Raw genomic sequence first — 24,756 nt, 5'->3', positions numbered from 1 at the left:
CTCCTGCATCCCTTCCCCCAAAAGAGGCCGTGGCGGCCGTCTTGGCCACGCTCGCGCGGGTGTTTCCTGCTGCCCCATCGGGTATCCGGCGCGACCGCATCGGATAGGAGGACGCCGAAGCGTGTAGGCTGACAGTGCCCGCGTCGAGAAACGCGCAAAGGCGCCCGTCCGCCGGAAACGGCGACGGGTGGCTCCGGCGAGCGGCGCGGGAGACGCCGGTTCTTTTCGGGAGACGGAAGACAGCGGCGCTCTGGCGAAAACGTCGCCACCCGAGAGGCGGCGACGGTAGTTCAGAGCATCAGCGCGATCTCGACGTCGGCGACGTTGGTGCCGGTGGCGCCGGTCGTCAGGAGAGAGTCGGCGGCGGCAAGCGCATGATAGGCGTCGTTGCGGGCGAGATGGCGGGCGGGATCGGCGCCGGCGGCCTTCATCCGCCGCAGCGTTTCGCCGTCGACGATGCCGCCCGCCGCGTCCGTCGGCCCGTCGCGGCCGTCGGTGCCCCCCGCAAGGAAGGCCCATGGGCGCTTCAGCGGGCGGTCGGCCTCGGCGAGTGCGAAGCGCAGTGCGAATTCCTGGTTCCGCCCGCCGAGCCCGTCGCCGGTGACCTGGACGGTGGTCTCGCCGCCGGCGACGACCGCGACCGGTCCCGGCGCCGCGGCCTCGTCGTGAAGCAGCGCGAAGACCTCCGCCACCGCCCCGGCGACGTCGCCGCCGAGCCAGCCGGGCCGCGTGACGACGCGAAAGCCCTGGCGCTCGAGATGGCGGGCGACGGCCTCGACCGAACGGGCGTTGCTGGCGACGATCTGGTTGAGGGCGTGGCCCGAGGGCGGCTGCGCCGTCCCGCCGTCGAGCGCCGCGATCACGGCGGGCGGCAGCCTGTCCGTCAGGCGATAGCGTTCGAGCACCTCCCGGGCGGAGGGGCCGCCATGGGATGGCGCGGTGGGTCCGGAGGCGACCGTCGCCGGGTCGTCGCCGGGAACGTCCGAGACGATCAGCGACAGGACCTTGGCGGGCGCCGCGGCTTCGGCGAGGCCGCCGCCCTTGAGGCGCGACAAAGCCCGGCGCACGGTGTTCATCTCGGTGATGTCGGCACCGGAGCGCAGGAGAAGGTCGGTGACGGCGGTCTTGTCGGCGAGGCCGAGGCCCTCGCGCGGCGCGACGCCGAGCGCCGATCCGCCGCCGGAGATCAGGGCGAGGAGGAGATCGCCCTCCCCCGCCTCTTCGGCAAGGGCGAGCAGCGCGGCCCCGCCCTCGGCGCTGCCGGCATCGGGCAGCGGATGGCCGCCGACGACGACGCGGCAGCCCTCGACGGGCCGCGCGGCGGCATCGGTGGTGACGACGACGCCGCCGGCGATCGGCCGGGCGAGTTCGGCGATCGCCGCCTCGGCCATGGCGGAGGCCGCCTTGCCGAGCGCCGCGACGAAAACCCGGCCGGCCGATGCGAGTTCGGCGCGGTGCCCGGCCATCGCCGCGCGGACGGCCGCGGCGGGATCGGCCGCCGCGACGGCGACGGCGAAGGCCGCGCGCAGCGCCGGCCCGAGATCCTCAGGCGACACGGTTCGGCGGCTCCCTTCCCGCGAAGAAGGCATCGAGATTGTCGGCCACCATCATGCCCATCGCCTCGCGCGTCGCCTTGGTGGCGCTGCCGAGATGCGGCAGCAGCACGGCGTTCGTGCGCAACAGCGCCGGCGGGATGGTCGGCTCGCCCTCGTAGACGTCGAGCCCCGCGCCGGCGATCGTGCCGCGCCCGAGAGCATCCGCAAGTGCATTGGCATCCACCACTTCGCCGCGCGCCGTGTTCACCAGAATCGCCGTCGGCTTCATCATCGCCAGCCGCTCGGCGTTGATCAAGTGATAGTTCTCCCTGCCACCCGGCATGTGCAGCGAGACGACATCGGCCTCGCGCAGGACGGCTTCGATCGAATCGCGCGCCTCGGCCCTGGTCTCGGCGGAAAATTCCGGCTTCACCGGGAAGGCGTCGTAATAGATCACCTTCATGCCGAAGCCGTGATGGGCGCGCTTCGCCGCGGTGCGGCCGATCCGGCCGAAGCCGAGGACGCCGAAGGTGGCGCCCGAGACCTTGGTGCCGATCATGTGGGTCGGGCGCCACCCCGCCCAGTCGCCGGCGCGGACCTCGCGTTCGCCCTCCGATGCCCGCCGCGCCGCCATCAGCATCAAGGTGATCGCGAGATCGGCGGTGCATTCCGACAGGACGTCGGGCGTGTTGGTGACGACGATGCCGGCCGCCCCGGCGGCATCGGTGTCGATGTGGCTGAAGCCGACGCCGAAATTGCCGAGGATCCTCGTCCGCGGCGTTTCGGCGGGGAAGACGCCGGCGGGCAGCTTGTCGCTGACCGTCGGACAGATCGCGTCGTAGTCGGAAAAGGCCGCGGCGATCGCCTCGGAGGACATGGGCACGTCGTCCGAATTGAGCGTCGCGTCGTAGGTCTCGGACAGCCGGTCCTCCACCGGCTTCGGCCAGCGGCGCGTGACGAGGATCTTCCGTTTCGCCATGACGCTTCAGGCCGCCTGCTTCATCTTGTCGAGGAGATTGGCGACGGTCTCGCCGAAGGCGGAGGGATGCGGGATGATGTGATGGCCGCATTCGCGGATGATCGCCACCTTCTCCTGGGCCGACTCGCCCTCGCCGGAGACGATCGCGCCGGCATGGCCCATCCGCTTGCCCTTCGGCGCCGAGAGGCCGGCGATGTAGGCGAGCAGCGGCTTGGAGAAATTGTCCTTCGCCCAGCGCGCGGCGTCGACTTCCTGCGGACCGCCGATCTCGCCGATCATCACCACGGCATCCGTATCGTCGTCCTTCTCGAACAGTTCGAGCAGGTCGCGGAAGGACGAACCGTTGATCGGATCGCCGCCGATGCCGACGCTGGTCGACACGCCGATGCCGTGCGCCTGCATCTGGCTCGCGGCCTCGTAGCTCAGCGTGCCGGATCGGGCGACGATGCCGATGCGGCCGGGGGCGTAGATCGAGCCGGGCATGATGCCCATCATCGCCTGGCCGGCGGTGATCATGCCGGCGCAGTTCGGGCCCATCAGCATCATGCGGTTCTCCGCCCGGTAGCGGCGCATGTAGCGCTTCACCCGCATCATGTCCTGGGCGGGAATGCCGTCGGTGATGCACACGCAGGTCCTGATGCCGCTGTCGGCCGCCTCCATGATCGAATCGGCGGCGAACGGCGGCGGCACGAAGACGATCGAGGCTTCCGCCCCGGTCTCGGCGACGGCGCCCTTGACGGTCGAGAAGACCGGCAGGCCGAGATGGGTGGTGCCGCCCTTGCCGGGCGTCACGCCGCCGACGACGTTGGTGCCGTAGGCCTTCATCTCCTCGGCGTGGAAACTGCCGATCCGGCCGGTGATTCCCTGCACCAGCACCTTGGTCTTCTTGGTGAGCAGAATAGCCATCTTGACAAGTCCTCCCGTCAGGCCGCGGCGCTGTGGCCGAGCTTCTTCCATTCCGCGACCGCCATCTCGGCGGCCTCGGCAAGCGTGTCGGCGACGAGCACGTCCGGCGCCTTCTCGGCGAGGATCTGCTTGCCCTCCTCGACCTTCGTGCCGGACAGGCGCACGATCAGCGGCAGGTCGAGCCCCACCTCCTCGCGCGCCTTGACGACGCCCTCCGCCACCCAGTCGCAGCGGTTGATGCCGGCGAAGATGTTGACGAGGATCACCTTGACGTTCTTGTCCTGCAGCACGGCGCGGAAGCTCTTGGCCACCCGCTCGGGGCTGGCGCCGCCGCCGATGTCGAGGAAGTTCGCCGGCTCGCCGCCCGACAGCTTGATCATGTCGAGCGTCGCCATGGCGAGGCCGGCGCCGTTGATGATGCAGCCGATCTCGCCGTCGAGGCCGACATAGCTGAGGCCGCGGTCCGAGGCGAAGGTCTCGCGCGGGTCCTCCTGGCTCTTGTCGCGCATCTCGGAGATGTCCGGGCGGCGGAACAGGGCGTTCTCGTCGAAACTCATCTTGCAGTCGAGGGCGACGAGTTCGCCCTTGGAGACGACCAACGGATTGATCTCCAGCATGGTGGCGTCGAAGTCGCGGAAGACGCGGTAGCAGGCGAGCAGCGTATCGGTCGCCTTGGTGACGATCGAGCCGTCGAGGCCGAGGCCGAAGGCGAGTTCGCGGGCCTGGAACTTCTGCATGCCGGCGCCCGGATCGACGGTGACCTGGATCAGGCTGTCGGGCTCCTTCTCGGCGATCTCCTCGACCTCCATGCCGCCCGAGGCCGACGCCATGATCTTGATGCGCTCGGCCTTCCGGTCGAGGACGATGCCGAGATAGAGCTCGCGCTCGATCGGCACGGTCTCCTCGATGTAGAGGCGGTTGACGAGATTGCCCTTCGGGCCGGTCTGGCTGGTGACGAGACGGCGGCCCATCAGCCTGTCGGCGGCCGCCTCGACCTCCTCCTCGCTGCGGCACAGGATGATGCCGCCGGCCTTGCCGCGCGCGCCGGAGTGGATCTGCGCCTTGACCACCCAGGCCTCGCCGCCGATCTCGCTCGCCCGGTAGCGCGCCTGCTCGGGACTGTAGGCGATGCCGCCGCGCGGCAGCTTCACCCCATGGGTGGCCAGAAGCTCCTTGGCCTGGAATTCATGGATGTTCATCGGGACCTCCTCCCTCGGAGCACGGTGCCGGAGACGACCTCGCCGGGCACCTGATCCGCAAAGACACGGGGTTGGCTCGCGCCGGCGCGAACCGGGCGAAGCCGGCTCACTTGGCGCTTGCGCGGATGGCGTCGTCGACCGCGATGACGTTCATCGCCATGCGTTCGGAGGCGGCGTCGATCATCTTGCCGTCGAGGCTCGCGGCGCCCTTGCCGGCCGCCGCCGCCTCCTTCAGGGCGGCGAGGATGCGGCGCGCCCGGTCGACCTCGCCGCCGAGCGGCGAGAACTCGTCGTTGGCCAGCGCGATCTGGCTCGGATGGATCGCCCACTTGCCCTCGATGCCGAGCGCCGCGCCGCGCTTGGCCGCCGCGCGGTAGCCGTCGGGGTCGGAGAAGTCGCCGAACGGCCCGTCGACCGGCCTGAGCCCGTAGGCCCGGCAGGCGACCGTCATGCGCGACAGGGCGAAGTGCCACTGGTCGCCGGGATAGTCGGGATGGAGGCCGCCGATGTTGACGGTGCGGGCCTTGTTGAAGGCCGCGTAGTCGGCGACCCCGAAATGCAGCGCCTCGAGCCGCGAGGGCGCGGCGGCGATCGCCTCGACGTTCGCCATGCCGAGCGGCGTTTCGATCAAAGCCTCGATGCCGACCTTGTTCTCGTAGCCCTTGGCCATCTCGATCTGGTTGAGCAGCGCCTCGACCATGTAGACGTCCGCCGGCACGCCGACCTTCGGGATCATCACCATGTCGAGCTTGGCGCCGGCCTGCTCCATCACGTCGACGACGTCGCGATACATGTAATGGGTGTCGAGGCCGTTGATGCGGACCGAGATCGTCTTGTTCTTGGCCTTCCAGTCGATGTCGTTGAGCGCCTCGATGATGTTCCTGCGCGCCCGCTCCTTGTCGTCCGGCGCGACGGCGTCCTCGATGTCGAGGAAGATGCAGTCGGCGGCGCTGTCGGCCGCCTTCTCGATCATCGTCGGGTTCGACCCCGGCACCGCCAGCGTCGAGCGCTGCAGGCGCATCCTGCGCAGGTTGTGGATTGAATGGCTCATCTGTGTTCCTCCCCATTCCTGCCTCGAGACTCCCGGCTTCGCCATGAAGCCGATCCCCGTCTTTCGCAGGAGCCGATGTCTTTCGAAACCCGGAGCGATCGCCCGATGCCCGCCCGATGCCCGGCCGGCCGATGCCCGTCCCGGCAGGCCGGGCTGCGCCCGGACCCGCGGCGTCGGGCGCCCGACGGACCGGCGTTCCGGACCGATCTCCTCCCGTCTCGTTTCCCGCCCCAAGACCTACGTCACCGTTGCCGGAGACGGCCACACACAGGCGGATAGAAACTCACCGTCCTGCGACGACCCCCGCCCTACCCGTTCGGAGAACCGGCGCGGGCTTCCGGACGATGCGCCGGACCCGGCGATCGCGGCCTCGGCCGGCGGGCCGCGGACGCGCCGGCCCCGACGCGTCCCGAGGGAGCGGTGCTGCCGCGGCGCGGCCGTTTCGCCGACAGCAAGGCGCGTCGGCGGCCGACGGGGCGCCCGCTCCCCGATCGACGCTCAATTCTGCACCTCGCGCGTCCACAGCGCGACGGCCATCGAGCGGTTGCGGACGTTGAGCTTCTCGTAGATGTTCTTCAGGTAATATTTGACCGTGTTTTCCGACATGCCGATGCGGTTGGCGATCTGCTGGTTGGTCCAGCCGCGCGACAGGATGTCGAGGAGCTCGCGCTCGCGCGCGTTGAGGGCTGCGAGCGGCGTGTCGTTCACCGAGGCGAGGTCGATGTAGGGGATGCAGATGTGGCCCGCGGCCACCGCCCGCAGCGTCGTGAAGAAGATGCCGATGTCGTCCTGCTGGTAGCAGTAGCCCCGGGCGCCGAGCCGCACCGCCTGGCGCAGCGCCGCCGGCTCGCGGTTGTTGCTGAACACCACCGAGCGGATCGAGCTGTTCTTCGCCTTCAAACGGCGCAGCACGTCCACCGCCTTCATGTCGGCGAGCTCCCAGGCGATGACGGCGAGATCGATGCCGTCTTCCGCGGCGGTGATCAGGTCGGTGCCGCGATCGCTGATGCGGGCGAGCGAAAGGTCCGCTTCCTCGGCGACGAGGCCGGTGATCGCCGAGACCACCAGCGGATTGGCCTCGAGCAGAAAGACACGCGTCGACTGCGATCGCAGATGATCTTCCGCCATCTCACCCTCCCGGAATGCGTGCCCTCCTGGGTTTCGGTTCTTAGACGAAAGGTTTGCGCTTGTCTTTCCTCCGATCGGGCGAAGAATGACGGCCGGCTCCTCTCCGACCGAACAGGCGGCCCTACCCGAACGGGCGGATTTCTTCCGCCACCCGGTAGTGGGCGCGGAGCGGCGCTTCGCCGACAATGCGCCGGGCACCGCTTCAGCGCTCGACCGCGGGAGAAACGAGCGCCTTGCCCGCCATTCAAGAAGACGAGCGACGATCGACACCACGCCTGGACCGGGAGGAGACATGGGCCAGCCAACCGACATCGAGATTGCGCGCGCAGCGACGAAACGGCCGATCCAGGAGATCGGCGCGAAACTCGGCATCCCCGCCGAGTCGCTGCTGCCCTACGGCCACGACAAGGCGAAGGTCGCGGCGGACTTCATCGCCGCCCAGGGGGAGAAGCCCGACGGCAAGCTCATCCTGGTGACGGCGATCAACCCGACGCCGGCCGGCGAGGGCAAGACGACGACGACCGTCGGCCTCGGCGACGGGCTCAACCGCATCGGCAGGAAGGCCGCGATCTGCATCCGCGAGGCCTCGCTCGGACCGAATTTCGGCATGAAGGGCGGGGCGGCCGGCGGCGGCTACGCCCAGGTCGTGCCGATGGAGGAGATGAACCTCCACTTCACCGGCGACTTCCACGCGATCACCTCGGCGCACAACCTGCTCGCCGCGATGATCGACAACCACATCTACTGGGGCAACGAGCTCGAGATCGACCTGCGAAGGGTCACCTGGCGCCGCGTCCTCGACATGAACGACCGGGCGCTCAGAAGCGTCGTCACCTCGCTCGGCGGCGTCGCCAACGGCTTTCCGCGCGAGACCGGCTTCGACATCACCGTCGCTTCGGAAGTCATGGCGATCCTCTGCCTTTCGGCCGACCTGAAGGATCTGAAGCGCCGGCTCGGCGACATGATCGTCGCCTATCGCCGCGACAAGTCGGCGGTGACCTGCCGCGACATCGGCGCGGACGGGGCGATGACGGTGCTTCTCAAGGACGCCATGCAGCCGAACCTGGTGCAGACGCTGGAAAACAATCCGGCCTTCGTCCATGGCGGGCCGTTCGCCAACATCGCCCATGGCTGCAATTCGGTGGTCGCGACCCGCACTGCGCTGAAGCTTGCCGACTACGTCGTCACCGAGGCCGGCTTCGGCGCCGATCTCGGGGCCGAGAAGTTCTTCGACATCAAGTGCCGCAAGGCGGGCCTCAAGCCGGCCGCGGCGGTGATCGTCGCCACCTGCCGGGCGCTGAAGATGAACGGCGGCGTCGCCAAGGCCGATCTCGGCGCCGAGAACGTCGAGGCGCTCACCACCGGCTGCGCCAATCTCGCCCGCCACATCGAGAACGTCAAAGGCTTCGGCGTGCCGGTGATCGTGGCGATCAACCACTTCGTCACCGACACCGAGGCCGAGATCGCGGCGCTGAAGCAGGCGGCCGCGGCCGCAGGCGTCGAGGCGGTGCTGTGCAGGCACTGGGCGCAGGGCAGCGCGGGGATCGAGGAGCTGGCGGCGCGCGTTGCCGACCTCGCCGATCGCGGCGAGGCGGAATTCGCGCCGCTCTATCCCGACGCGATGGGGCTGTTCGAGAAGATCGAGACGATCGCCAGGCGCATCTACCGGGCCGGCGAGGTCGTCGCCGACCAGGGCATCCGCCGGCAGCTGAAGGAATGGGAGGAGGCCGGCTACGGCAATCTGCCGGTCTGCATGGCGAAGACGCAATATTCCTTCACCACCGATCCGAACCAGCGCGGTGCGCCGAGCGGCCATTCGCTTCCCGTGCGCGAGGTGCGCCTGTCGGCGGGCGCCGGCTTCGTCGTGGCGATCTGCGGGGAGATCATGACCATGCCCGGACTGCCGCGCGTGCCGGCGGCGCAGTCGATCACCCTGAATGCGGACGGCAACATCGAGGGACTGTTCTGATGGCGGCAACGGTGATCGACGGCAAGGCGTTCGCCGCCAAGGTCCGCGAGCGGGTCAAGGCGCATGTGACGCGCCTCGTCGAGGAACACGGCGTCATGCCGGGTCTCGCGGTGGTGCTCGTCGGCGAGAATCCGGCGAGCGAGGTCTATGTCCGCTCGAAAGGCAAGGCGACCAGGGAGGCGGGCATGAAGTCGGTCGAGCACAAGCTCGACGCGGCGACCTCCGAGGCCGATCTCCTGGCGCTCATCGGCGAACTCAACCGCGACGAGACGATCCACGGCATCCTCGTCCAGCTGCCGGTTCCCGACCACATCGACGCCGACAAGGTGCTCGCCGCCATCGATCCGGCCAAGGACGTCGACGGCTTCCACATCTCCAATGTCGGCCTGCTCGGCACCGGGCAGAAGGCGATGGTGCCCTGCACGCCGCTCGGCTGCCTGATGATGCTGCGCGAGGAGCTCGGGAGCCTTTCGGGCATGGAGGCGGTGGTGATCGGCCGGTCGAACATCGTCGGCAAGCCGATGGCGCAGCTTCTCCTGAAGGACAGCTGCACCGTGACGATCGCCCATTCGCGCACCAGGGACCTGCCCGGCGTCGTGCGTCGCGCCGACATCGTCGTCGCGGCTGTCGGGCGGCCGAACATGGTGACGTCGGAGTGGATCAAGCCCGGCGCGACGGTTATCGACGTCGGCATCAACCGGATCGAGAAGCCGGAGGGCGGCACCCGCCTCGTCGGCGACGTCGACTACGAGGACGTGGCGAAGGTCGCCGGCGCGATCACCCCGGTGCCCGGCGGCGTCGGCCCGATGACCATCGCCTGCCTCCTCGCCAACACGGTCACCGCCTGCTGCCGCAAGCTCGGCCTTGCCGAACCCGAGGGCCTCACCGCCTGACAGAGATCGCCTCCCAGGCGAAGACCCGGCGGGCTGGGAACGTTCGAAGCGTTCCCGGCCCGTCGACGGCATGTCGTCCGTGGGAAAGATCGTGGCATTCCTGATGATGCGGCGCCACAGAACCTGGCATCACCTCGACCGGCCATTATTCGCGCAGCTCGTGAAAGCGCTCACCGGTAGCGACTGTATCGCGCCCCCCCGACGACGTCGCAGCCGATCCGGTCTGCGAGCCCTCGGTCGCGATCGCCTTCCGGAACTCCCGCAAGACAGCCTTCAGCGGCGCAAAGTACAAGCCCACCGACTCGTGGACGTCGGCTCGCAGCATACCGAGAAAGTCGCTGCGTTCACTCTTGGGTTCAGCCATCCCGCAACTCCATCTTCCAAGCTTTCCAGACGGCGCGGACGAACTTCAAACTCTCGACGAGAATGAAGAAGGTGGCGCAGAAAACGTCGGTCGCAAACAGGAGATAGGCGACCCCATCGCATATGAACAGGAGCCACGCCGGCGCGTGGAATCCCCTCATCCACTCCGTAAACTCCCAGATCCCGAACGCGGCCGACGCCAATGCGATGAAGATCACGACTCCGACGAGAAGGTGCACGACGAAGTCGAAAGCAAGGCGAAATGACCGCGACAGCTTGCTCACCCCTCTCCACGACGCCCTTGAGTTGTGGATCGTAACATGGATCCAGCGTCTGGTGCATGCGGCGATGATCGGCGTCCATTTCTGCGATGGCGAAGGATCGGTCACCTGAAGACCATGCGCCGGTGGACATCGGCCGCCATCCCTGCGCCGCAGCCACTGCATCGTCAGTGGTGAACGCGAACGATCACGGCGCCCCCAGCCGGGAGCGCCGTGATCGTGACGCAAAGATCGCTGCCGTCACGCCTGCGGATAGATCGGGAAGTCCTTCATCAGGTCGCCGACCTTGCCCCGCACCGCCGTCTCGACGGGCGCATTCTGCTCCTCGCCGTTTTTCGCCAGCCCTTCGAGCACCTCCAGGATCAGCCGGCTCACCGTCCGGATCTCGGCCTCGCCGAGGCCGCGGGTGGTCACCGCCGGCGTGCCGAGGCGGATGCCGGAGGTCACCATCGGCTTTTCCGGATCGAAGGGGATGCCGTTCTTGTTGCAGGTGATGTGGGCGCGCCCGAGGGCGGCCTCCGCCGCCTTGCCGGTCAGCCCCTTGGGCCTCAGATCCACCAGCATCAGATGCGAATCGGTGCCGCCCGAGACGATGTCGACGCCGCCCTCCTGCAACGTTGCGGCCATAACCTTGGCGTTCGCGACGACGGCCCTGATGTAATCGCGATAGTCCTCCGTCAGGGCCTCGCCGAAGGCGACGGCCTTGGCCGCGATCACATGCATCAGCGGGCCGCCCTGCAGCCCCGGAAACACCGCCGAATCGAGCTTCTTGCCGAGGTCCTCGTCGTTCGACAGGATGATGCCGCCGCGCGGACCGCGCAGCGTCTTGTGGGTGGTCGAGGTGACCACATGGGCGTGCGGCAGCGGGCTCGGATGGGCGCCGCCGGCGACGAGACCGGCAAAATGCGCCATGTCGACCATCAGCTTCGCCCCCACCCTGTCGGCGATTGCGCGGAAGCGCTGGAAGTCGGGAAAGCGCGAATAGGCGGAATGGCCGGCGATGATGAGCGCCGGCTTGGTTTCCTCGGCCAGCCGCTCCACCGCGTCCATGTCGATCAGCCCGGTGTCTTTGTCGACGCCGTAATGCACGGCGTTGAACCACTTGCCGGACATGTTGACCTTGGCGCCGTGGGTGAGATGGCCGCCGGCCGCGAGGTTGAGGCCCATGAAGGTGTCGCCGGGCTTCATCAGCGTCAGGAACACCGCCTGGTTCGCCTGGCTGCCGGAATTCGGCTGGACGTTCACCCAGGCGCAGTCGAAGAGCGTCTTCAGCCTGTCGCGGGCGAGTTCCTCGGCCTGGTCGACGAACTGGCAGCCGCCGTAGTAGCGCCGGCCCGGATAGCCCTCGGCGTATTTGTTGGTCATCACCGAGCCCTGCGCGTCCATCACGGCGCGGCTGGCGATGTTTTCCGAGGCGATGAGCTCGATCTCGTCGCGCTGGCGGCCGAACTCGCGGGTGATCGTCGCCCAGACGTCCGGGTCGCGATCCGCCAGCCGGTCGGTGAAGAAGCGCGTCCGCGCCGGCACTCTGATATCCATGGTCGATTCCTCCGTTATCCTGTCCATCCGAGACCGCCGGAAATGACGTGGATGGTCATCAAGAGCGCGTCGATGTCCTCCGGCCGCGCGTCGTTGGTTCCCCGGCCCGCCCGGACCTTGCGCAACAGGTCGATCTGCAGCCGGTGCAGGCCCTCCATCTGCGCCCGCATGCCCTCGGCGCGGGTCCTGAATTCGGGAAAGCGCAGGGCGAGGCTGTGCTCTTCGGTCAGAAACAGGATCATCTCCTCGGTGAGCCGCGCCTCCGCCTCGATCGCCCGGAAGACGTTCGTCGCCGCGACGGGGTCGGTGACGAGGTCGGCATAGCGCCGGCCGATCTCAAGATCCGCCTGGAACAGCAGCTTCTCCGCCTCGTCGATGATCAGCCGGAACAGCGGCGAGGTGTCGTACATCTTCTTCAGCAGCGCCCGGCCGGGCTCGCCGCGAACGCCCGTGAACGAAGAGAGCGCCGTGCCGATCCCGTACCAGCCGGTGAGCATGTGGCGGTTCTGGCTCCAGGCGAAGACCCAGGGAATCGCCCGGAGATCGGAGAGGTTCTGCGGCGCCGAGCCGAAGCGGCGGGCGGGCCGCGAGCCGATCTTCAACAGGCTCAGTTCCTCGACCGGGCTCGCCTCGTTGAAATAGTCGATGAATCCCGGCATGCGCACGAGGTCGAGATATTTCACCTGGCTGAGCCCGGAGAGCGCCTCGAAGGCCTCCTTGTCCTCGCCGATCTCGTCGGGACGGGCGGTGTCCGGCGGCTGCAGCGTATGGTCGAGGACCGCGCCGACCAGGCGTTCCAGCATGGTGAGGGCGGTGCCTCTGTTGGCGAACTTCGCCGAGACGATCTCGCCCTGTTCGGTGACCCGCAGCCGGCCGTCGACGGTGCCGTGCGGCTGGGCGGCGATCGCCCGGCCGGCCGGCGCGCCGCCGCGGCTGACCGAGCCGCCGCGCCCGTGGAAGAAGGAGACCTCCACCCGATGCTTGCGGCCGATCCGCTTCAGCGCGACCTGCGCCTTGGCGAGTTCCCAGTTGGAGGTGAAGAAGCCGCCGTCCTTGTTGCTGTCGGAATAGCCGAGCATCACCTCCTGCCGGTCGCCCGCCTCGCGGACGAGCCGGCGCACCGCCCGGTTGGTAAAGATCGTGTCGAGGATGTCGTGCGCGGCGCGCAGGTCGTCGATCGTCTCGAACAGGGGCACGATCGGCAGCGGCGCCATGATGGTCGACGCGCCCCCCGAACACCATTGCGACAGGACGTAGACCGCGATCAGGTCCTCTGCCGAGGTGGTCATCGACAGGATGAAGGCGCCGATCGCCGCCGGATCGCGCCGGCGCGCCTCGGCGAGGAGTTGGAACAGCGCGACGAGATCGCGGCTTTCCTCGGAGAGCGCGAGGCCGGCGAGATCCGGCGCCTCCTCCCTGAGCGCCGCCGCGAGCCGCTCCGCCCAGCCGGGGCTTTCTGGCCCGGTGATCGGCCTGTCGTCGAGGGCCGAGAAGATCTCGGCGAGGCTGCGGTTCACCACCGTCGCGTTCTGCCGGATGTCGAGCGCGACGGTGTGGAAGCCGAAGATGCGGATGCGCCGCTCCAGCGGCTTGACCTTGCGCTCGGCCGCCGCGGGCGCGCCGGTCTCGCACAGCCCCTGGCGCAGGGTCTGGACGAGCCGCAGGAACTCAGCGGGCCGCGCAAAGGGCGTCGCTGCGGCCGGCGCGCCGCGGTCGGCCTCGATCGTCGCGTCGAGGCGGCAGAGAAGCGCTGCCGCATACTGGCGGAAATGCTCGCCGGCATTGCGCCGCTCGATGCCGACGCGCTCGATCCCGCACTGCGCGAGCAGCCCGTCGAGGGCCGAGCGGAACTCCTGCGAGAAGGAGACGACGCTCACCCCGATCGACAGGTCGCCGGCGAGCCGGGCGAGGATCGGGCGGTAGGCGGCAAGCGCGGATTGCCGGTAACGCCTCAGCGCCGCGCGGGTGACCTCGGCGGTGACGAAGGGGTTGCCGTCGCGGTCGCCGCCGATCCAGGAGGCGAAATGCAGGCAGGTCTCCGGGGCCTCGCCGCCATAGGACTGCGAGAGAGCATGGTCGAGGCTCTGGACCACCGCCGGCAGCGCCTCGTAGAGCACCTCGTCGAAGAAGTGGACGCCCCAGTCGACCTCCTGGGCGACGGAGGGCTTTTCGAGCCGGAGCTCGCCGGTCAGCCATAAGACCTCGACCTCGGCCTGCAGCGCCGCCGTCAACGTCTCGACCTCCTGCGGGGTCCATTCGCGGGTCAGGAGTTCGGTGAGCCGGCGATAGATCCGCCGGTGGATCTCGAGCACCGTCACCCGCTTGGTTTCGGTCGGATGCGCGGTCATCGTCGGCTGGACGCGCAGCCGCGCCAGCGCCTCGTCCAGCGCCGTGCGCGAGACGCCATGCGCCTCGGCCCGCTTCAGGACGTCGGCGAAGGTGCCGATCATCGCGCGCCCGGCGCGCTCCTCGCGGCGACGATACTGGGCGCCCTCGTATTCCATGGCGATGGCGATGAGCTGGTGCCAGACGCCGAAGGCCTGCAGCGCCAGGAACCGCCGCGCCTCCGGCACCTCGTCGACCGGCGTCCTGCCGCAGAGGAGAGCGTCGATCTCGGGCAGGAGACCTGTGCCGACGTCGATGAGCAGCGAGCGCAGGAGATCGAGGACGTCCTTCGCCATGGAGAAGGTGTCGGGCCGCGGCAGCGGCGGCGACATCGCGTCGCCGCGCATCGGCGATGCATCGGCCTGCGACGCCTCGGTCCGTGCCGCATCGATCCGGGGCGCATCGGTCGGAAACGCCCCTTCCCGCGACGCGCTTTGCGGCGACGCATCGGTCCGTGACGCATGGTCCGGCTGGGCCAGGTGAGCTTGTGACATGGTTTTCGCCTCCCGCTTGCGACGATAATCGCGGGGCGAAAGCGGGCCAGTGCCGGTCGCATGGAAATTGCTGCCCGATCGGTGGGGCGGGTCTACTCCTTCGGATGAAGCCGCGAAGCCCGCGTCGCGGCCGGGCGTCAGGCGGGCCACCGCCGCGGCGACGTTCCGGCAGTGTGCCGATGGCTCTCCCCACTTGCCGAAAGGGCAGCCATTACAGGCCGGCGGCGAGAGCGCGGCGAGGCGAGTTTCCCCCCACCATCCGGATCGCTCCCGCTCGTGCGCGCATGATCCTTTTGGAAAACCGGGTCCGGCCTTTCGGGCTCTTCCCTATTCCGCCGCCTCGAGCAGCTTCGAGCGGGCGATCAGGCCGGCGTCGCCGTTGCGGGTCTCCGGCAGGAGGAAGCCCTTTTCGTCGAAGACGCCGACATCCTTCAGCCACGCCTCGAATTCCGGCGCCGGCTTCAGGCCGAGCGCCCGACGCACATAGGCGGCGTCGTGATAGGAGGTCGACTGGTAGTTCAGCATCACGTCGTCGGAGCCCGGCACGCCCATGACGAAGTTGACCCCGGCGACGGCGAGCAGCGTCAACAGGTTGTCCATGTCGTCCTGGTCGGCCTCGGCATGGTTGGTGTAGCAGACGTCGACGCCCATCGGCACGCCGAGCAGCTTGCCGCAGAAATGGTCCTCCAGCCCGGCACGGATGATCTCCTTGCCGTCATAGAGATATTCCGGGCCGATGAAGCCGACGACGGTGTTGACGAGCAGCGGGTCGAAGGCCCGCGCCACGGCATAGGCCCGCGCCTCCATGGTCTGCTGGTCCATCCCGTGATGGGCGTCGGCGGAAAGCGCCGCGCCCTGGCCGGTCTCGAAATACATGACGTTGTCGCCGATCGTGCCGCGCTGCAGCGCTTTTGCGGCGTCATGCGCCTCCCGCAGCATGGCGAGGTCGATGCCGAAGGAGGCGTTGGCCTTTTCGGACCCGGCGATCGACTGGAAGACGAGGTCGACCGGCGCGCCGCGGTTCATCGCGTCGATCGCCGTCGTTACATGGGCGAGGACGCAGGACTGCACCGGGCAGTCGAGACGCAGGCGCAGCTCCTCGATCAGTTCGAGCAGCCGGCGCATCGCCGAGGGACTGTCGGTCGCCGGATTGATGCCGATCACCGCGTCGCCGCAGCCGAAGGCGAGACCATCGAGAATCGAGGCAGCCACCCCCCGGGCATCGTCCGTCGGATGGTTCGGCTGGATGCGCACCGAAAGGCGCCCCGGAAGGCCCACCGTGGTGCGGAATTTCGTCACCACCGGCCGCTTTCTGGCGATGGCGATCAGATCCTGGTTGCGGCAGATCTTCGAAACGGCGGCGACCATTTCCGGCGTCAGCGCCCATTTCAGCGCGGCGATCGCCTCGCCCGTCGCCGCGTCCGACAGGAGCCAGTCGCGGAACTCGCCGACGGAAAAGCCGGCGATCGGCCGAAACGCCGCCGCGTCATGCTGGTCGAGGATCAGCCGCTGCACCTCGTCCGTCTCGGGGTCGATCAGCGGGCTGGCGAGGATCTCGGCGAGGCCGGTGTCGGCCAGCCGCCGCTGCGCCTTCACCCGCGCCTCCTGGCTTTCCGCCGCGACGCCGGCGAGGAAGTCGCCGGAGCGGGCGGGCGAGGCCTCGGCGAGGAGGGTCCTGAGCGGTTCGGGAGTCATGACCTTGGTCCTTGCACTGCTCGGCCTCCGGTGCTGTGCCGCCATGCTGCGAGACTGATCCTCTGCCTTAAGGAACGGCATTTCGCGCCGGTGGTCAAACGGTCGGCAGGGAGCAAGTGCCGTCATCGACGCTTCGATCTCCCCCCTTGCGGGGGAGATGGGTGGCAACCCAGAGGGGGGTGCCGGCGCCGTCGTTGAAAGATTCGCGGTTGCGGTAATTCCCGTCTGCCTGCCGGCATGTCCCCCGAAGGGGGGGAGATCAGACCAGTCGCCCCGACGCGGCCCATTCAGGCCGTTGCCCGGGGGCGAGAGGCGCCGGGCGCTGCGCGGCGCCTCGCCCCTCGTGCCGCGCGCGAGACTCTCGTCGCCGACCGCCTCACCCCGCGCTCAGCTTCTCAAGGATCGCCGAAAAGTCCTTGCCCTTGCCGCCGGCCTCGACGAAGGCCTTGTAGACGTCGCGGGCGTGGCGGCCGAGTTCGGTGAACGCGCCGTTCTTCTCGGCGGCGGTCTGGGAGAGGTCGAGGTCCTTCAGCATCAGTTCGGCGGCAAAGCCCGGCCTGTAGCCGCGGTCGGCCGGGCTTTCCGGGCCGACGCCCGGCGCCGGGCAATAGGTGTTGAGCGACCAGCAGGAGCCGGACGAGGTCGAGGCGACGTCGAACATCGCCTGTCGGTCGAGGCCGAGCCTGTCGGCGAGATGAAACGCCTCGCAGACGCCGATCATCGAGATTCCGAGGATCATGTTGTTGCAGATCTTCGCCGCCTGGCCGGCGCCGGCATCGCCGCAATGGACGGCCTTCGCCCCCATGATCTCGAACAGCGGCCGGCCCTTGGCGAAGGCAGCCTCGGACCCGCCGACCATGAAGGTCAGCGTGCCGGCGGCGGCGCCCCCGGTGCCGCCCGAGACCGGCGCGTCGAGGGACATCAGCCCCTTTTCCCCGGCCAGATCGTGGACTGCGCGGGCGCTCTCGACGTCGATGGTCGAGCAGTCGATGATCAGCGTCTCCGGATCGGCCGCAGCGACGATGGCCTCATGCACCTTTCTGACGATCGCGCCGTTCGGCAGCATGGTGACGATCACCTCCTGCCCGGCCACGGCCGCTTCCATCGTCGCCGCGGGCGTCACGCCCTCGACCGTCACCCCGGCCGTGTCGAAGCCGGTGACCGCGTGGCCGGCCGCCGCCAGGTTCTTCGCCATCGGCGCGCCCATGTTGCCGAGGCCGATGAATCCGATCTTCATGACTTTCCTCCCGTGTTCGTCTCTCCGCGGCGTCGGGACATCCGCCCCGCAGCCTTCATTGGCGCCTCAGAAGGCCAGCTCGTCGGCACCGAGCGGGGCGAGCATCGCCTCCACCCGTTCCCGCGAAAGGCCTTCCAGCCCGCCGGCCGGCCACTGCGGATTGCGGTCCTTGTCGATCACCGCCGCGCGGGTGCCTTCGAGAAAGTCGCCCTCCAACTGGGCGCGACGGGTATAGCGGTATTCCCGCGCCAGCGCCGCCTCGATCGCCGGCTCGGCGCGGGCGGCCCGCACCAGCTCGAGCGTCACGGCCACCGACAGCGGCGAGCCGCGGCGGATCGCAGCGGCGGTGGCGCGCGCGAAGTCGCCGCCATCGGCCTCCAGCGCCGCCAGGATGGCGGGAGCGTCCGGCTCGGCGAAGAACCGGTCGATCGCGGCCATGCGGCCGTGCAGCTCGCCGGGAGGCGGCGCCGCGAACAGATTATCGATGGCGCCCGGATCGCCGCTCTCCTGCAGCCGCGCGACCGCCTCGGGGATCGCGGCGGCGGGCATGAAGCGGTCGGCGAAGCCGGATAAGATCGCGTCTCCCGCGCCCATCCTAAAGCCGGTGAGGCCGAGATATTCGCCGAGCCGTCCCGGCGCCCTCGCCAGCACCAGCGTGCTGCCGACGTCGGGAACGAGGCCGATGGCGCATTCGGGCATGGCGACCATCGAGCGCTCGGTGACGACGCGCAGGCTGCCATGCGCCGACAGCCCGACGCCGCCGCCCATGACGATGCCGTCCATGAAGGCGACATAGGGTTTCGGATAGCGGGCGATCGCCCGGTTCATCCGGTATTCGTCGGCAAAGAAGCGGCGCGCCGGATCGAGCCGGCCGGCGATCGCCTCGCGATAGAGCGCGGCGATGTCGCCGCCGGCCGAAAACGCCTTCTCCCCCGAAGCGTCGATGACGACGAGCTTCACCGCTTCGTCGCCCGCCCATTCGTCGAGTGCGGCGTGGATCGCGAGCGCCATGTCGCGGTCGAGGGCGTTGAGCGCCTGCGGCCGGTTCAGGGTGATTCGCCCGGCCCGGCCCGCCTTTCGCGCAACGACCGTCCGGTCCGAAGCTGCGGCGCCTGCCTCCGGCCCGGGCTTTCCCGCTTCGCTGCTCATTTTTGGCCGCTCCTTCCACTCTCTTCCGGCCAACATGTCGCCGCCGCCGGGCTTGTCCATCCGCAGGCTTGCGGCGATAGGAAGGGCGCCCCCGGGGGGCGATCCGGTCCGTAAGGCTGCCCGGGGGCGGCCGGCGCCGCGCCGGGCGACGGCCGCGACGGCCGATTCCGGCAAGCCCGGCCGCCGGCTTCGGCAGGACGACAGAGGGCGGGGCGCCGCCGCAGGGATGAAACCGCGATGACACTCGATCCCCTGCGGGCAAAGGCCTTCATCCTCGAAAACACCGCCGTCGCCGCGCCGCCGCACGTGCCGGAGATCCGCCTCCACGTCGCCTCGGAGGCCCACGACATCTGGCTGAAGACCGAGGCGGAGCTCGAAGCCCTCGGCCTGCCGCCGCCCTTCTGGGCCTTCGCCTGGGCGGGCGGCCAGGGCCTCGCCCGCTACGTCCTCGACCATCCCGAGGCGGTCGCCGGCCGCGCCGTCGTCGATTTCGCCACCGGCTCCGGCCTCGTCGCCATCGCTGCGCTCCGTGCCGGCGCCGCGCGGGTCGCCGCCGCCGACGTCGATCCCTTCGCCGCCACCGCTTTGCGGCTGAACGCGGCGCTGAACCTTGCGCCGGAGGCAGCCTCCGAACGCCTCGATTTTGTCGGTGACGATCTCGTCGGCGGGCCGGTCGAGGCCGACATCCTGCTTGCCGGCGACGTCTTCTACGACCGCGCGATGGCCGCGGCGCTCATTCCCTGGTTCGACCGGCTCGCGGCCGCGGGCGTCGAGATCCTCCTCGGCGATCCCGGCCGGGCCTATCTGCCGCGCCCGCATCTCGTCCACCGCGCCGAATATCGCGTCGCCGTCAGCCGGGCGCTGGAGGACCAGGAGATCAAGCGGGTCGACGTCTGGGGCTGGCGACGGCCGGCCTAGCGCCGACACGGGCAATGGCGGGCCTGCCATTCGCATTGCATGTCGAAACGGTCATGCTCGGTTGACGAACGAGCATGGCTTCAGCATGGTCGAATCCGGGGGCAGCGAGGGGACCGGGGACCGATGTCGCTGGCGGCGATCGATGTTTTCGCCATCGTCCTGGCGACGGTGGTCTCGATGATCGTGGGGACGATCTGGTATACGGCCTTCGCCCGCAGTTGGCAGCGCGCGGCCCGTACCGAAGATCACGGCACCGCCGCGCGGACGGGCAACATCGCCCTCGCCGCCCTGTCCGAATTCGTCATGGCGGCGGTCTTCGCCTTGCTTCTCGCGCATTTTCCGACCGTCTCGCTGCCGGACGCCGTCCTCTCGGCACTCGCCCTCTGGCTCGGCTTCGTGGCGACCACCGTGGCGGTCAGCCAGCGCTTCCTCGGCTTCGGCTGGGACCTGACGGCCATCGAGGCCGGCCACTGGCTGGTCGTGCTGCTCGGCCAGGGCCTCGTCTTCGGCAGCCTGTGACGTCCGATCCCTCGGGGAAACGCCGATCCGGACCCGGCTCTTGGCACGTCTCGAAGAAAGGCCGCTCCTTGCGTATGCGCAGGTTGCAACGGCAGGGGGCGCGAGCGGCCCGCTCCGCAGCGCCCGCGCAGGAGGCGGGTTCGGCCCGCCGCCGCGCCGCTGCGGGCCCGACGCGGCGCCTGGACGCGCGGAAGGCTTTGCGCTGCCCGGCGGTTATTGTATACGTCGTTTCGAGACAAGAGAAGGCCGTCGCCCACCGAGAGGGCAGACGGGCCGGGAGCCGCAATGACCGATCGCACTTCGCTGAAAACCCCGCTCCGATCGCGCGCGTGGTTCGACAATCCCGACAATCCCGACATGACGGCGCTGTATCTGGAGCGCTATCTGAATTTCGGCCTCAGCCAGGACGAGCTGCAGTCCGGCAAGCCGATCATCGGCATCGCCCAGACCGGCTCCGACCTCTCCCCCTGCAACCGCCACCATCTGGAGCTGGCGAAGCGCGTACGCGAGGGTATCCGCGAGGCCGGCGGCATCGCGGTCGAGTTTCCGGTGCATCCGATCCAGGAGACCGGCAAGCGCCCGACCGCCTCGCTCGACCGCAACCTCGCCTATCTCGGCCTTGTCGAACTGCTCTACGGCTATCCGCTCGACGGCGTGGTGCTGACCATCGGCTGCGACAAGACGACGCCGGCCTGCCTGATGGCGGCGGCGACCGTCAACATCCCGGCCATCGCACTCTCCGTCGGCCCGATGCTGAACGGCTGGTTCCGCGGCCAGCGCACCGGCTCGGGCACCATCGTCTGGAAGGCCCGCGAGATGATGGCCGCCGGCGAGATCGACTATCCGGGCTTCGTCAAGCTGGTCGCCTCCTCGGCGCCCTCGACGGGCTACTGCAACACCATGGGCACGGCCTCGACGATGAATTCGCTGGCCGAGGCGCTGGGCATGCAGCTGCCGGGCTCGGCGGCGATCCCCGCGCCCTATCGCGACCGCCAGGAGATCTCCTACCTCACCGGCAAGCGCATCGTCGAAATGGTGCACGAGGATCTCAAGCCGACCGACATCCTCACCCGCGAATCCTTCGTCAACGCCATCCGCGTCAATTCGGCGATCGGCGGTTCGACCAACGCGCCGATCCATCTCAACGCGCTGGCCCGCCACGTCGGCGTCGAGCTCACGATCGACGACTGGCAGACCTATGGCGAGGAGATCCCCCTTCTGGTCAATCTGCAGCCGGCCGGCGAATATCTCGGCGAGGACTACTACCATGCCGGCGGCGTGCCGGCGGTGATGGGCCAGCTGATCGAGAAGGGCCTGATCCACGAAGCCGCGATGACCGTCAACGGCCGGACCGTCGGCGAGAACTATCGCGGCGCCGTCATCGAGGACGAGAACGTCATCCGGCGCTTCGACAATCCGCTGAAGCCCCATGCCGGCTTCCGGGTGCTGAAGGGCAACCTCTTCTCCTCGGCGATCATGAAGCTGTCGGTGGTCTCGCCGGGTTTTCGCAAGCGCTATCTGGAGAACCCCGCCGATCCGATGGCCTTCGAGGGCAAGGCGATCGTCTTCGACGGGCCGGAGGACTATCACCACCGCATCGACGATCCGGCGCTCGAAATCGACGAGAACTCGGTGCTGTTCATGCGCGGCGCCGGGCCGATCGGCTATCCGGGCGGGGCCGAGGTGGTGAACATGCGCGCGCCCGATTACCTCATCAAGCGCGGCATCACCGAGCTGCCCTGCATCGGCGACGGCCGTCAGTCCGGCACGTCGGGTTCGCCCTCGATCCTCAACGCCTCGCCGGAGGCGGCGGCAGGCGGCGGCCTGGCGCTGCTCCGGACCGGCGACAAGGTGCGTATCGACATCGGCCGCGGCACCGCCGACATCCTGATTTCCGAGGACGAGCTGAAATCGCGCCGGAGCGCGCTGGAGGCCGGGGGCGGCTACCACTTCCCCGCCAACCAGACGCCCTGGCAGGAGATCCAGCGCGGCATCGTCTCGCAGTTCGAGACCGGCATGGTGCTGCAGCCGGCCGTCACCTACCAGCGCCTCGCCCAGGGCGGCGCCCATGGCGACATGCCGAAGGTGCCGCGCGACAACCACTGACCGGATCCTCCGGCCGATCGGGCGGCACACGCCGCCACCGGGCGTCCGGGCAGGCCCGCCGCAGGGCCGGCGCCGGCGCCAACGAGAGTGAAGGAATGCCGCAATGACAGGACGCCTCGAAGGCAAGATCGCCCTGTGCACCGCCGCCGGACAGGGCATCGGCCGGGCGGTCGCCGAAGCCTTCCTCGCCGAGGGCGCGACGGTCTACGCCACCGACCTCGACGCCCAGAAGCTGACCGGCCTCGACCACGCCGGCAAGGCCAGCCTCGCCGCCCTCGACGTCACCGACACCGCCGCCGTCGAGAGCTATCTCGCCGGCATCGAGACGCCCGACATCCTGTTCAACTGCGCCGGCTACGTCCATCACGGCACCGTTCTCGACTGCGACGAGAAGGCCTGGGACTTCTCCTTCGAGCTGAACGTCAAGGCGATGCACCGGACGATCTCGGCGCTTCTGCCGCGCATGCTGGAAAAGGGCGGCGGCTCGATCATCAACATGTCGTCCGCCGCATCCTCGATCAAAGCGGCGCCGAACCGCTACGTCTACATGGCGACCAAGGCGGCCGTCATCGGCCTCACCCGCTCCGTCGCCGTCGACTTCATCAGCCGGGGCATCCGCTGCAACGCCATCTGCCCCGGCACGATCGAATCGCCGTCGCTCGACGGGCGCATCGCCGAACTCGGCAAGAGCGTCGGCGGCGCCGACAAGGCGCGCGCGATGTTCGTCGAGCGCCAGCCCATGGGCCGCATCGGCCGGGCCGCCGAGATCGCCCATCTCGCGGTCTATCTCGCGTCCGACGAGAGCGCCTTCACGACGGGGACGACGCAGCTCATCGACGGCGGGTGGTCGCTGTAGGACGGTATTTTTGTGGGCCTGAAGGGGCCGGATGAGGTCTCGACAGTTCGAGGAGGATGATCGGACTTTCCGGATTGGACGAAGGCCCCTCACCTTCGTCGTCCCGGGCTTGACCTGGGATGACGAAGCGTTGGGGCCGTTTCCTTTTCCGGAAAGGCCAGGCGTTGAGACGGCTGCCGGAGCGTCGTCGTCGCAGCCGACGAGGCGACGATGACGAACGCGATCGGATCTTCCCCCTTGCGGGGGAGATGGGCGGCAGCCCAGAGGGGATAGCGGCGCACCTCTTGCGCGGTTCATAGACGCCATGGATCCCTTCGGGGGAGATGAGCGTCACGAGAAGGGAGGAACGACATGCGGATACTGGTGCTCGGCGCGGCCGGCATGGTGGGGCGGCGGCTGATCGACCGGCTCGTCGCGGAACGAAAGATCGCTGGCGAGACGATCACCGCGATCGACGCCTTCGACGTCGTCGAGCCGGCGATCGCCGCTCCGGAGACCATCGCGCTGACGGCTGAGGCCGGCGACATTTCCGACGAGGCGACGGTCGAGGCGCTCGTCGCCCGGCGTCCGGACATGATCTTCCACCTCGCGGCGATCGTCTCCGGCGAGGCCGAGGCGGATTTCGACAAGGGCTACCGCATCAATCAGGGCGGCATGACCAACCTGCTCGAGGCGATCCGCAGCCAGGGCGACAACTATCGCCCGCGCCTCGTCTTCACCTCCTCGATCGCGGTCTTCGGCGCGCCCTTCGAGGAGCCGATCGGCGAGACCTTCCTCTCGGCGCCGCTGACCAGCTACGGCACCCAGAAGGCGATCTCGGAGCTGCTTCTCAACGACTACAGCCGCAAGGGCTTCGTCGACGGCGTCGGCATCCGCCTGCCGACCATCGTCGTCAGGCCCGGCAAGCCGAACAAGGCCGCCTCGAGCTTCTTCTCGGGCATCATCCGCGAGCCGCTCGCCGGCGAGGAGGCGATCCTGCCGGTCGCCGACGACGTGCGGCACTGGGTGGCGAGCCCGGCCTCGGCGGTCGGCTTCCTAATGCATGCCGCGACCATGGACACCGACGTGCTCGGGTCGCGCCGCTGCCTGACCATGCCGGGCCTGTCGGTGACCATCGCCGAGATGATCGAGGCGCTGCGCGAGGTCGCCGGCGACGAGGTGGCGGCACGCATCCGCCGCGAGCCCGACGCGGTAATCGAGAAGATCGTCGCCGGCTGGCCGCGGACCTTCGATGCGAGCCGCGCCGAAAGCGTCGGCTTCTCGGCCGATGCGAGCTTCGCCGACATCGTCCGCGCCCACATCGCCGACGAGGCAGGGCGGGGACGGGGTGCTTGAGCGGACGGACGTCAGCCGGCGCGCGCGCCGCCGCGCCTTTCCGGGCAGGCATCGCGCCGGGTTACCCCCCTCTGTCCTGCCGGACATCTCCCCCACAAGGGGGGAGATCGATCCTGCGGTTGCGTTCACCCTCGCCTGTCATGAACCGCGATATGCACAGACGTTCGACAAATAGGGCGCTAGCCTTCCTCACACCGATCTCCCCCTTGTGGGGGAGAT

The 24,756-nt window shown here is 69.0% G+C and carries 20 protein-coding genes; 7 read left to right on the top strand and 13 right to left on the bottom strand.

Going from position 1 to position 24,756, the window contains the following annotated elements; translation table 11 throughout:
• Positions 1–290: 290 nt before the first annotated feature.
• From J1C47_RS06770 to J1C47_RS06745, 6 genes are all read right to left on the bottom strand, one after another.
• Positions 291–1,556 carry a DUF4147 domain-containing protein gene (locus J1C47_RS06770; RefSeq protein ID WP_207349979.1) on the bottom strand — a complete coding sequence of 422 codons (1,266 nt, stop codon included), beginning with the start codon at positions 1,554–1,556 and terminating at the stop codon, positions 291–293.
• A complete protein-coding gene (locus J1C47_RS06765; RefSeq protein ID WP_207349978.1) occupies positions 1,546–2,514 on the bottom strand; it encodes a 2-hydroxyacid dehydrogenase in 969 nt (322 codons plus the stop codon). The genes J1C47_RS06770 and J1C47_RS06765 overlap by 11 nt, the downstream gene beginning before the upstream one ends.
• A gap of 6 nt (positions 2,515–2,520) precedes the next feature.
• Positions 2,521–3,420 (bottom strand): succinate--CoA ligase subunit alpha, encoded by a 900-nt coding sequence (gene sucD / locus J1C47_RS06760; protein ID WP_207349977.1) that lies wholly within the window; start codon positions 3,418–3,420, stop codon positions 2,521–2,523.
• Between the two features lie 17 nt (positions 3,421–3,437).
• Positions 3,438–4,619: a malate--CoA ligase subunit beta gene (locus J1C47_RS06755; protein WP_207349976.1), complete on the bottom strand. Its 1,182-nt coding sequence runs from the start codon at positions 4,617–4,619 to the stop codon at positions 3,438–3,440.
• 106 nt (positions 4,620–4,725) lie between these two features.
• Positions 4,726–5,670: an HpcH/HpaI aldolase/citrate lyase family protein gene (locus tag J1C47_RS06750; RefSeq protein WP_207349975.1), complete on the bottom strand. Its 945-nt coding sequence runs from the start codon at positions 5,668–5,670 to the stop codon at positions 4,726–4,728.
• Positions 5,671–6,168: 498 nt separating this feature from the next.
• Positions 6,169–6,798: a LuxR C-terminal-related transcriptional regulator gene (locus tag J1C47_RS06745; protein WP_207349974.1), complete on the bottom strand. Its 630-nt coding sequence runs from the start codon at positions 6,796–6,798 to the stop codon at positions 6,169–6,171.
• 292 nt (positions 6,799–7,090) lie between these two features.
• Here J1C47_RS06745 and J1C47_RS06740 point away from each other — a divergent pair, with 292 nt between their 5' ends.
• Positions 7,091–8,767: a formate--tetrahydrofolate ligase gene (locus tag J1C47_RS06740; RefSeq protein ID WP_207349973.1), complete on the top strand. Its 1,677-nt coding sequence runs from the start codon at positions 7,091–7,093 to the stop codon at positions 8,765–8,767.
• Entirely contained in the window at positions 8,767–9,660 is an 894-nt protein-coding gene (folD, locus tag J1C47_RS06735) for a bifunctional methylenetetrahydrofolate dehydrogenase/methenyltetrahydrofolate cyclohydrolase FolD (RefSeq protein ID WP_207349972.1), read from the top strand. Before J1C47_RS06740 ends, folD begins: the two co-directional genes overlap by 1 nt.
• Before the next feature lie 145 nt (positions 9,661–9,805).
• Here the strand turns inward: folD and J1C47_RS06730 are convergent, their stop codons facing one another.
• From J1C47_RS06730 to J1C47_RS06700, 7 genes are all read right to left on the bottom strand, one after another.
• Positions 9,806–10,024, bottom strand: coding sequence for a hypothetical protein (locus J1C47_RS06730; protein ID WP_207349971.1), 219 nt, complete (start codon positions 10,022–10,024; stop codon positions 9,806–9,808).
• Positions 10,017–10,307: a hypothetical protein gene (locus J1C47_RS06725; protein WP_207349970.1), complete on the bottom strand. Its 291-nt coding sequence runs from the start codon at positions 10,305–10,307 to the stop codon at positions 10,017–10,019. Before J1C47_RS06725 ends, J1C47_RS06730 begins: the two co-directional genes overlap by 8 nt.
• Positions 10,308–10,544: 237 nt before the next feature.
• The gene (glyA, locus tag J1C47_RS06720; protein WP_207349969.1) at positions 10,545–11,843 is read right to left on the bottom strand and encodes a serine hydroxymethyltransferase; all 1,299 of its coding nucleotides are present in this window, start codon (positions 11,841–11,843) and stop codon (positions 10,545–10,547) included.
• Positions 11,844–11,857: 14 nt separating this feature from the next.
• Positions 11,858–14,722, bottom strand: a complete 2,865-nt coding sequence (locus tag J1C47_RS06715; RefSeq protein WP_245396398.1) for a phosphoenolpyruvate carboxylase — start codon at positions 14,720–14,722, stop codon at positions 11,858–11,860.
• Positions 14,723–15,049: 327 nt separating this feature from the next.
• Complete coding sequence (locus J1C47_RS06710) at positions 15,050–16,417, bottom strand: ethanolamine ammonia-lyase subunit EutB (RefSeq protein WP_207349968.1); 1,368 nt, start codon at positions 16,415–16,417, stop codon at positions 15,050–15,052.
• Between the two features lie 376 nt (positions 16,418–16,793).
• The gene (gene mmsB, locus J1C47_RS06705) at positions 16,794–17,654 is read right to left on the bottom strand and encodes a 3-hydroxyisobutyrate dehydrogenase (protein WP_207349967.1); all 861 of its coding nucleotides are present in this window, start codon (positions 17,652–17,654) and stop codon (positions 16,794–16,796) included.
• Positions 17,655–17,720: 66 nt separating this feature from the next.
• Complete coding sequence (locus tag J1C47_RS06700; RefSeq protein ID WP_207349966.1) at positions 17,721–18,803, bottom strand: enoyl-CoA hydratase/isomerase family protein; 1,083 nt, start codon at positions 18,801–18,803, stop codon at positions 17,721–17,723.
• Between the two features lie 237 nt (positions 18,804–19,040).
• Between J1C47_RS06700 and J1C47_RS06695 the strand changes: the two genes are divergently transcribed.
• The 5 genes from J1C47_RS06695 to denD all read left to right on the top strand — a co-directional run bounded on the left by J1C47_RS06695 (position 19,041) and on the right by denD (position 24,537).
• Positions 19,041–19,721 carry a class I SAM-dependent methyltransferase gene (locus tag J1C47_RS06695; protein WP_207349965.1) on the top strand — a complete coding sequence of 227 codons (681 nt, stop codon included), beginning with the start codon at positions 19,041–19,043 and terminating at the stop codon, positions 19,719–19,721.
• 123 nt (positions 19,722–19,844) lie between these two features.
• Complete coding sequence (locus tag J1C47_RS06690) at positions 19,845–20,240, top strand: DUF1761 domain-containing protein (protein ID WP_207349964.1); 396 nt, start codon at positions 19,845–19,847, stop codon at positions 20,238–20,240.
• A gap of 285 nt (positions 20,241–20,525) precedes the next feature.
• The gene (locus J1C47_RS06685) at positions 20,526–22,346 is read left to right on the top strand and encodes an IlvD/Edd family dehydratase (protein ID WP_207349963.1); all 1,821 of its coding nucleotides are present in this window, start codon (positions 20,526–20,528) and stop codon (positions 22,344–22,346) included.
• Between the two features lie 103 nt (positions 22,347–22,449).
• Positions 22,450–23,202 carry an SDR family oxidoreductase gene (locus tag J1C47_RS06680; RefSeq protein ID WP_207349962.1) on the top strand — a complete coding sequence of 251 codons (753 nt, stop codon included), beginning with the start codon at positions 22,450–22,452 and terminating at the stop codon, positions 23,200–23,202.
• A 351-nt stretch (positions 23,203–23,553) separates the two neighbouring features.
• Positions 23,554–24,537 carry a D-erythronate dehydrogenase gene (gene denD / locus J1C47_RS06675; RefSeq protein WP_207349961.1) on the top strand — a complete coding sequence of 328 codons (984 nt, stop codon included), beginning with the start codon at positions 23,554–23,556 and terminating at the stop codon, positions 24,535–24,537.
• Positions 24,538–24,756 lie beyond the last annotated feature (219 nt).

Origin of the sequence: Jiella sonneratiae (assembly GCF_017353515.1) — a bacterium.
Classification (GTDB): Bacteria; Pseudomonadota; Alphaproteobacteria; order Rhizobiales; family Rhizobiaceae; genus Jiella; species Jiella sonneratiae.
Note: the sequence above shows the minus strand (reverse complement) of the source record. Positions and strands in the feature narration are given on the sequence as shown.

Bases quoted from the DNA above. Each gene is read 5' to 3' on its own strand.
- sucD (WP_207349977.1), bottom strand. From the start codon at position 3,420: ATGGCTATTCTGCTCACCAAGAAGACCAAGGTGCTGGTGCAGGGAATC.
- J1C47_RS06680 (WP_207349962.1), top strand. From the start codon at position 22,450: ATGACAGGACGCCTCGAAGGCAAGATCGCCCTGTGCACCGCCGCCGGA.
- J1C47_RS06750 (WP_207349975.1), bottom strand. From the start codon at position 5,670: ATGAGCCATTCAATCCACAACCTGCGCAGGATGCGCCTGCAGCGCTCG.
- J1C47_RS06710 (WP_207349968.1), bottom strand. From the start codon at position 16,417: ATGACTCCCGAACCGCTCAGGACCCTCCTCGCCGAGGCCTCGCCCGCC.
- J1C47_RS06715 (WP_245396398.1), bottom strand. From the start codon at position 14,722: ATGTCACAAGCTCACCTGGCCCAGCCGGACCATGCGTCACGGACCGAT.
- J1C47_RS06765 (WP_207349978.1), bottom strand. From the start codon at position 2,514: ATGGCGAAACGGAAGATCCTCGTCACGCGCCGCTGGCCGAAGCCGGTG.
- denD (WP_207349961.1), top strand. From the start codon at position 23,554: ATGCGGATACTGGTGCTCGGCGCGGCCGGCATGGTGGGGCGGCGGCTG.
- J1C47_RS06745 (WP_207349974.1), bottom strand. From the start codon at position 6,798: ATGGCGGAAGATCATCTGCGATCGCAGTCGACGCGTGTCTTTCTGCTC.
- folD (WP_207349972.1), top strand. From the start codon at position 8,767: ATGGCGGCAACGGTGATCGACGGCAAGGCGTTCGCCGCCAAGGTCCGC.
- J1C47_RS06695 (WP_207349965.1), top strand. From the start codon at position 19,041: ATGACACTCGATCCCCTGCGGGCAAAGGCCTTCATCCTCGAAAACACC.
- mmsB (WP_207349967.1), bottom strand. From the start codon at position 17,654: ATGAAGATCGGATTCATCGGCCTCGGCAACATGGGCGCGCCGATGGCG.
- J1C47_RS06730 (WP_207349971.1), bottom strand. From the start codon at position 10,024: ATGGCTGAACCCAAGAGTGAACGCAGCGACTTTCTCGGTATGCTGCGA.
- J1C47_RS06740 (WP_207349973.1), top strand. From the start codon at position 7,091: ATGGGCCAGCCAACCGACATCGAGATTGCGCGCGCAGCGACGAAACGG.
- glyA (WP_207349969.1), bottom strand. From the start codon at position 11,843: ATGGATATCAGAGTGCCGGCGCGGACGCGCTTCTTCACCGACCGGCTG.
- J1C47_RS06700 (WP_207349966.1), bottom strand. From the start codon at position 18,803: ATGAGCAGCGAAGCGGGAAAGCCCGGGCCGGAGGCAGGCGCCGCAGCT.
- J1C47_RS06690 (WP_207349964.1), top strand. From the start codon at position 19,845: ATGTCGCTGGCGGCGATCGATGTTTTCGCCATCGTCCTGGCGACGGTG.
- J1C47_RS06685 (WP_207349963.1), top strand. From the start codon at position 20,526: ATGACCGATCGCACTTCGCTGAAAACCCCGCTCCGATCGCGCGCGTGG.
- J1C47_RS06755 (WP_207349976.1), bottom strand. From the start codon at position 4,619: ATGAACATCCATGAATTCCAGGCCAAGGAGCTTCTGGCCACCCATGGG.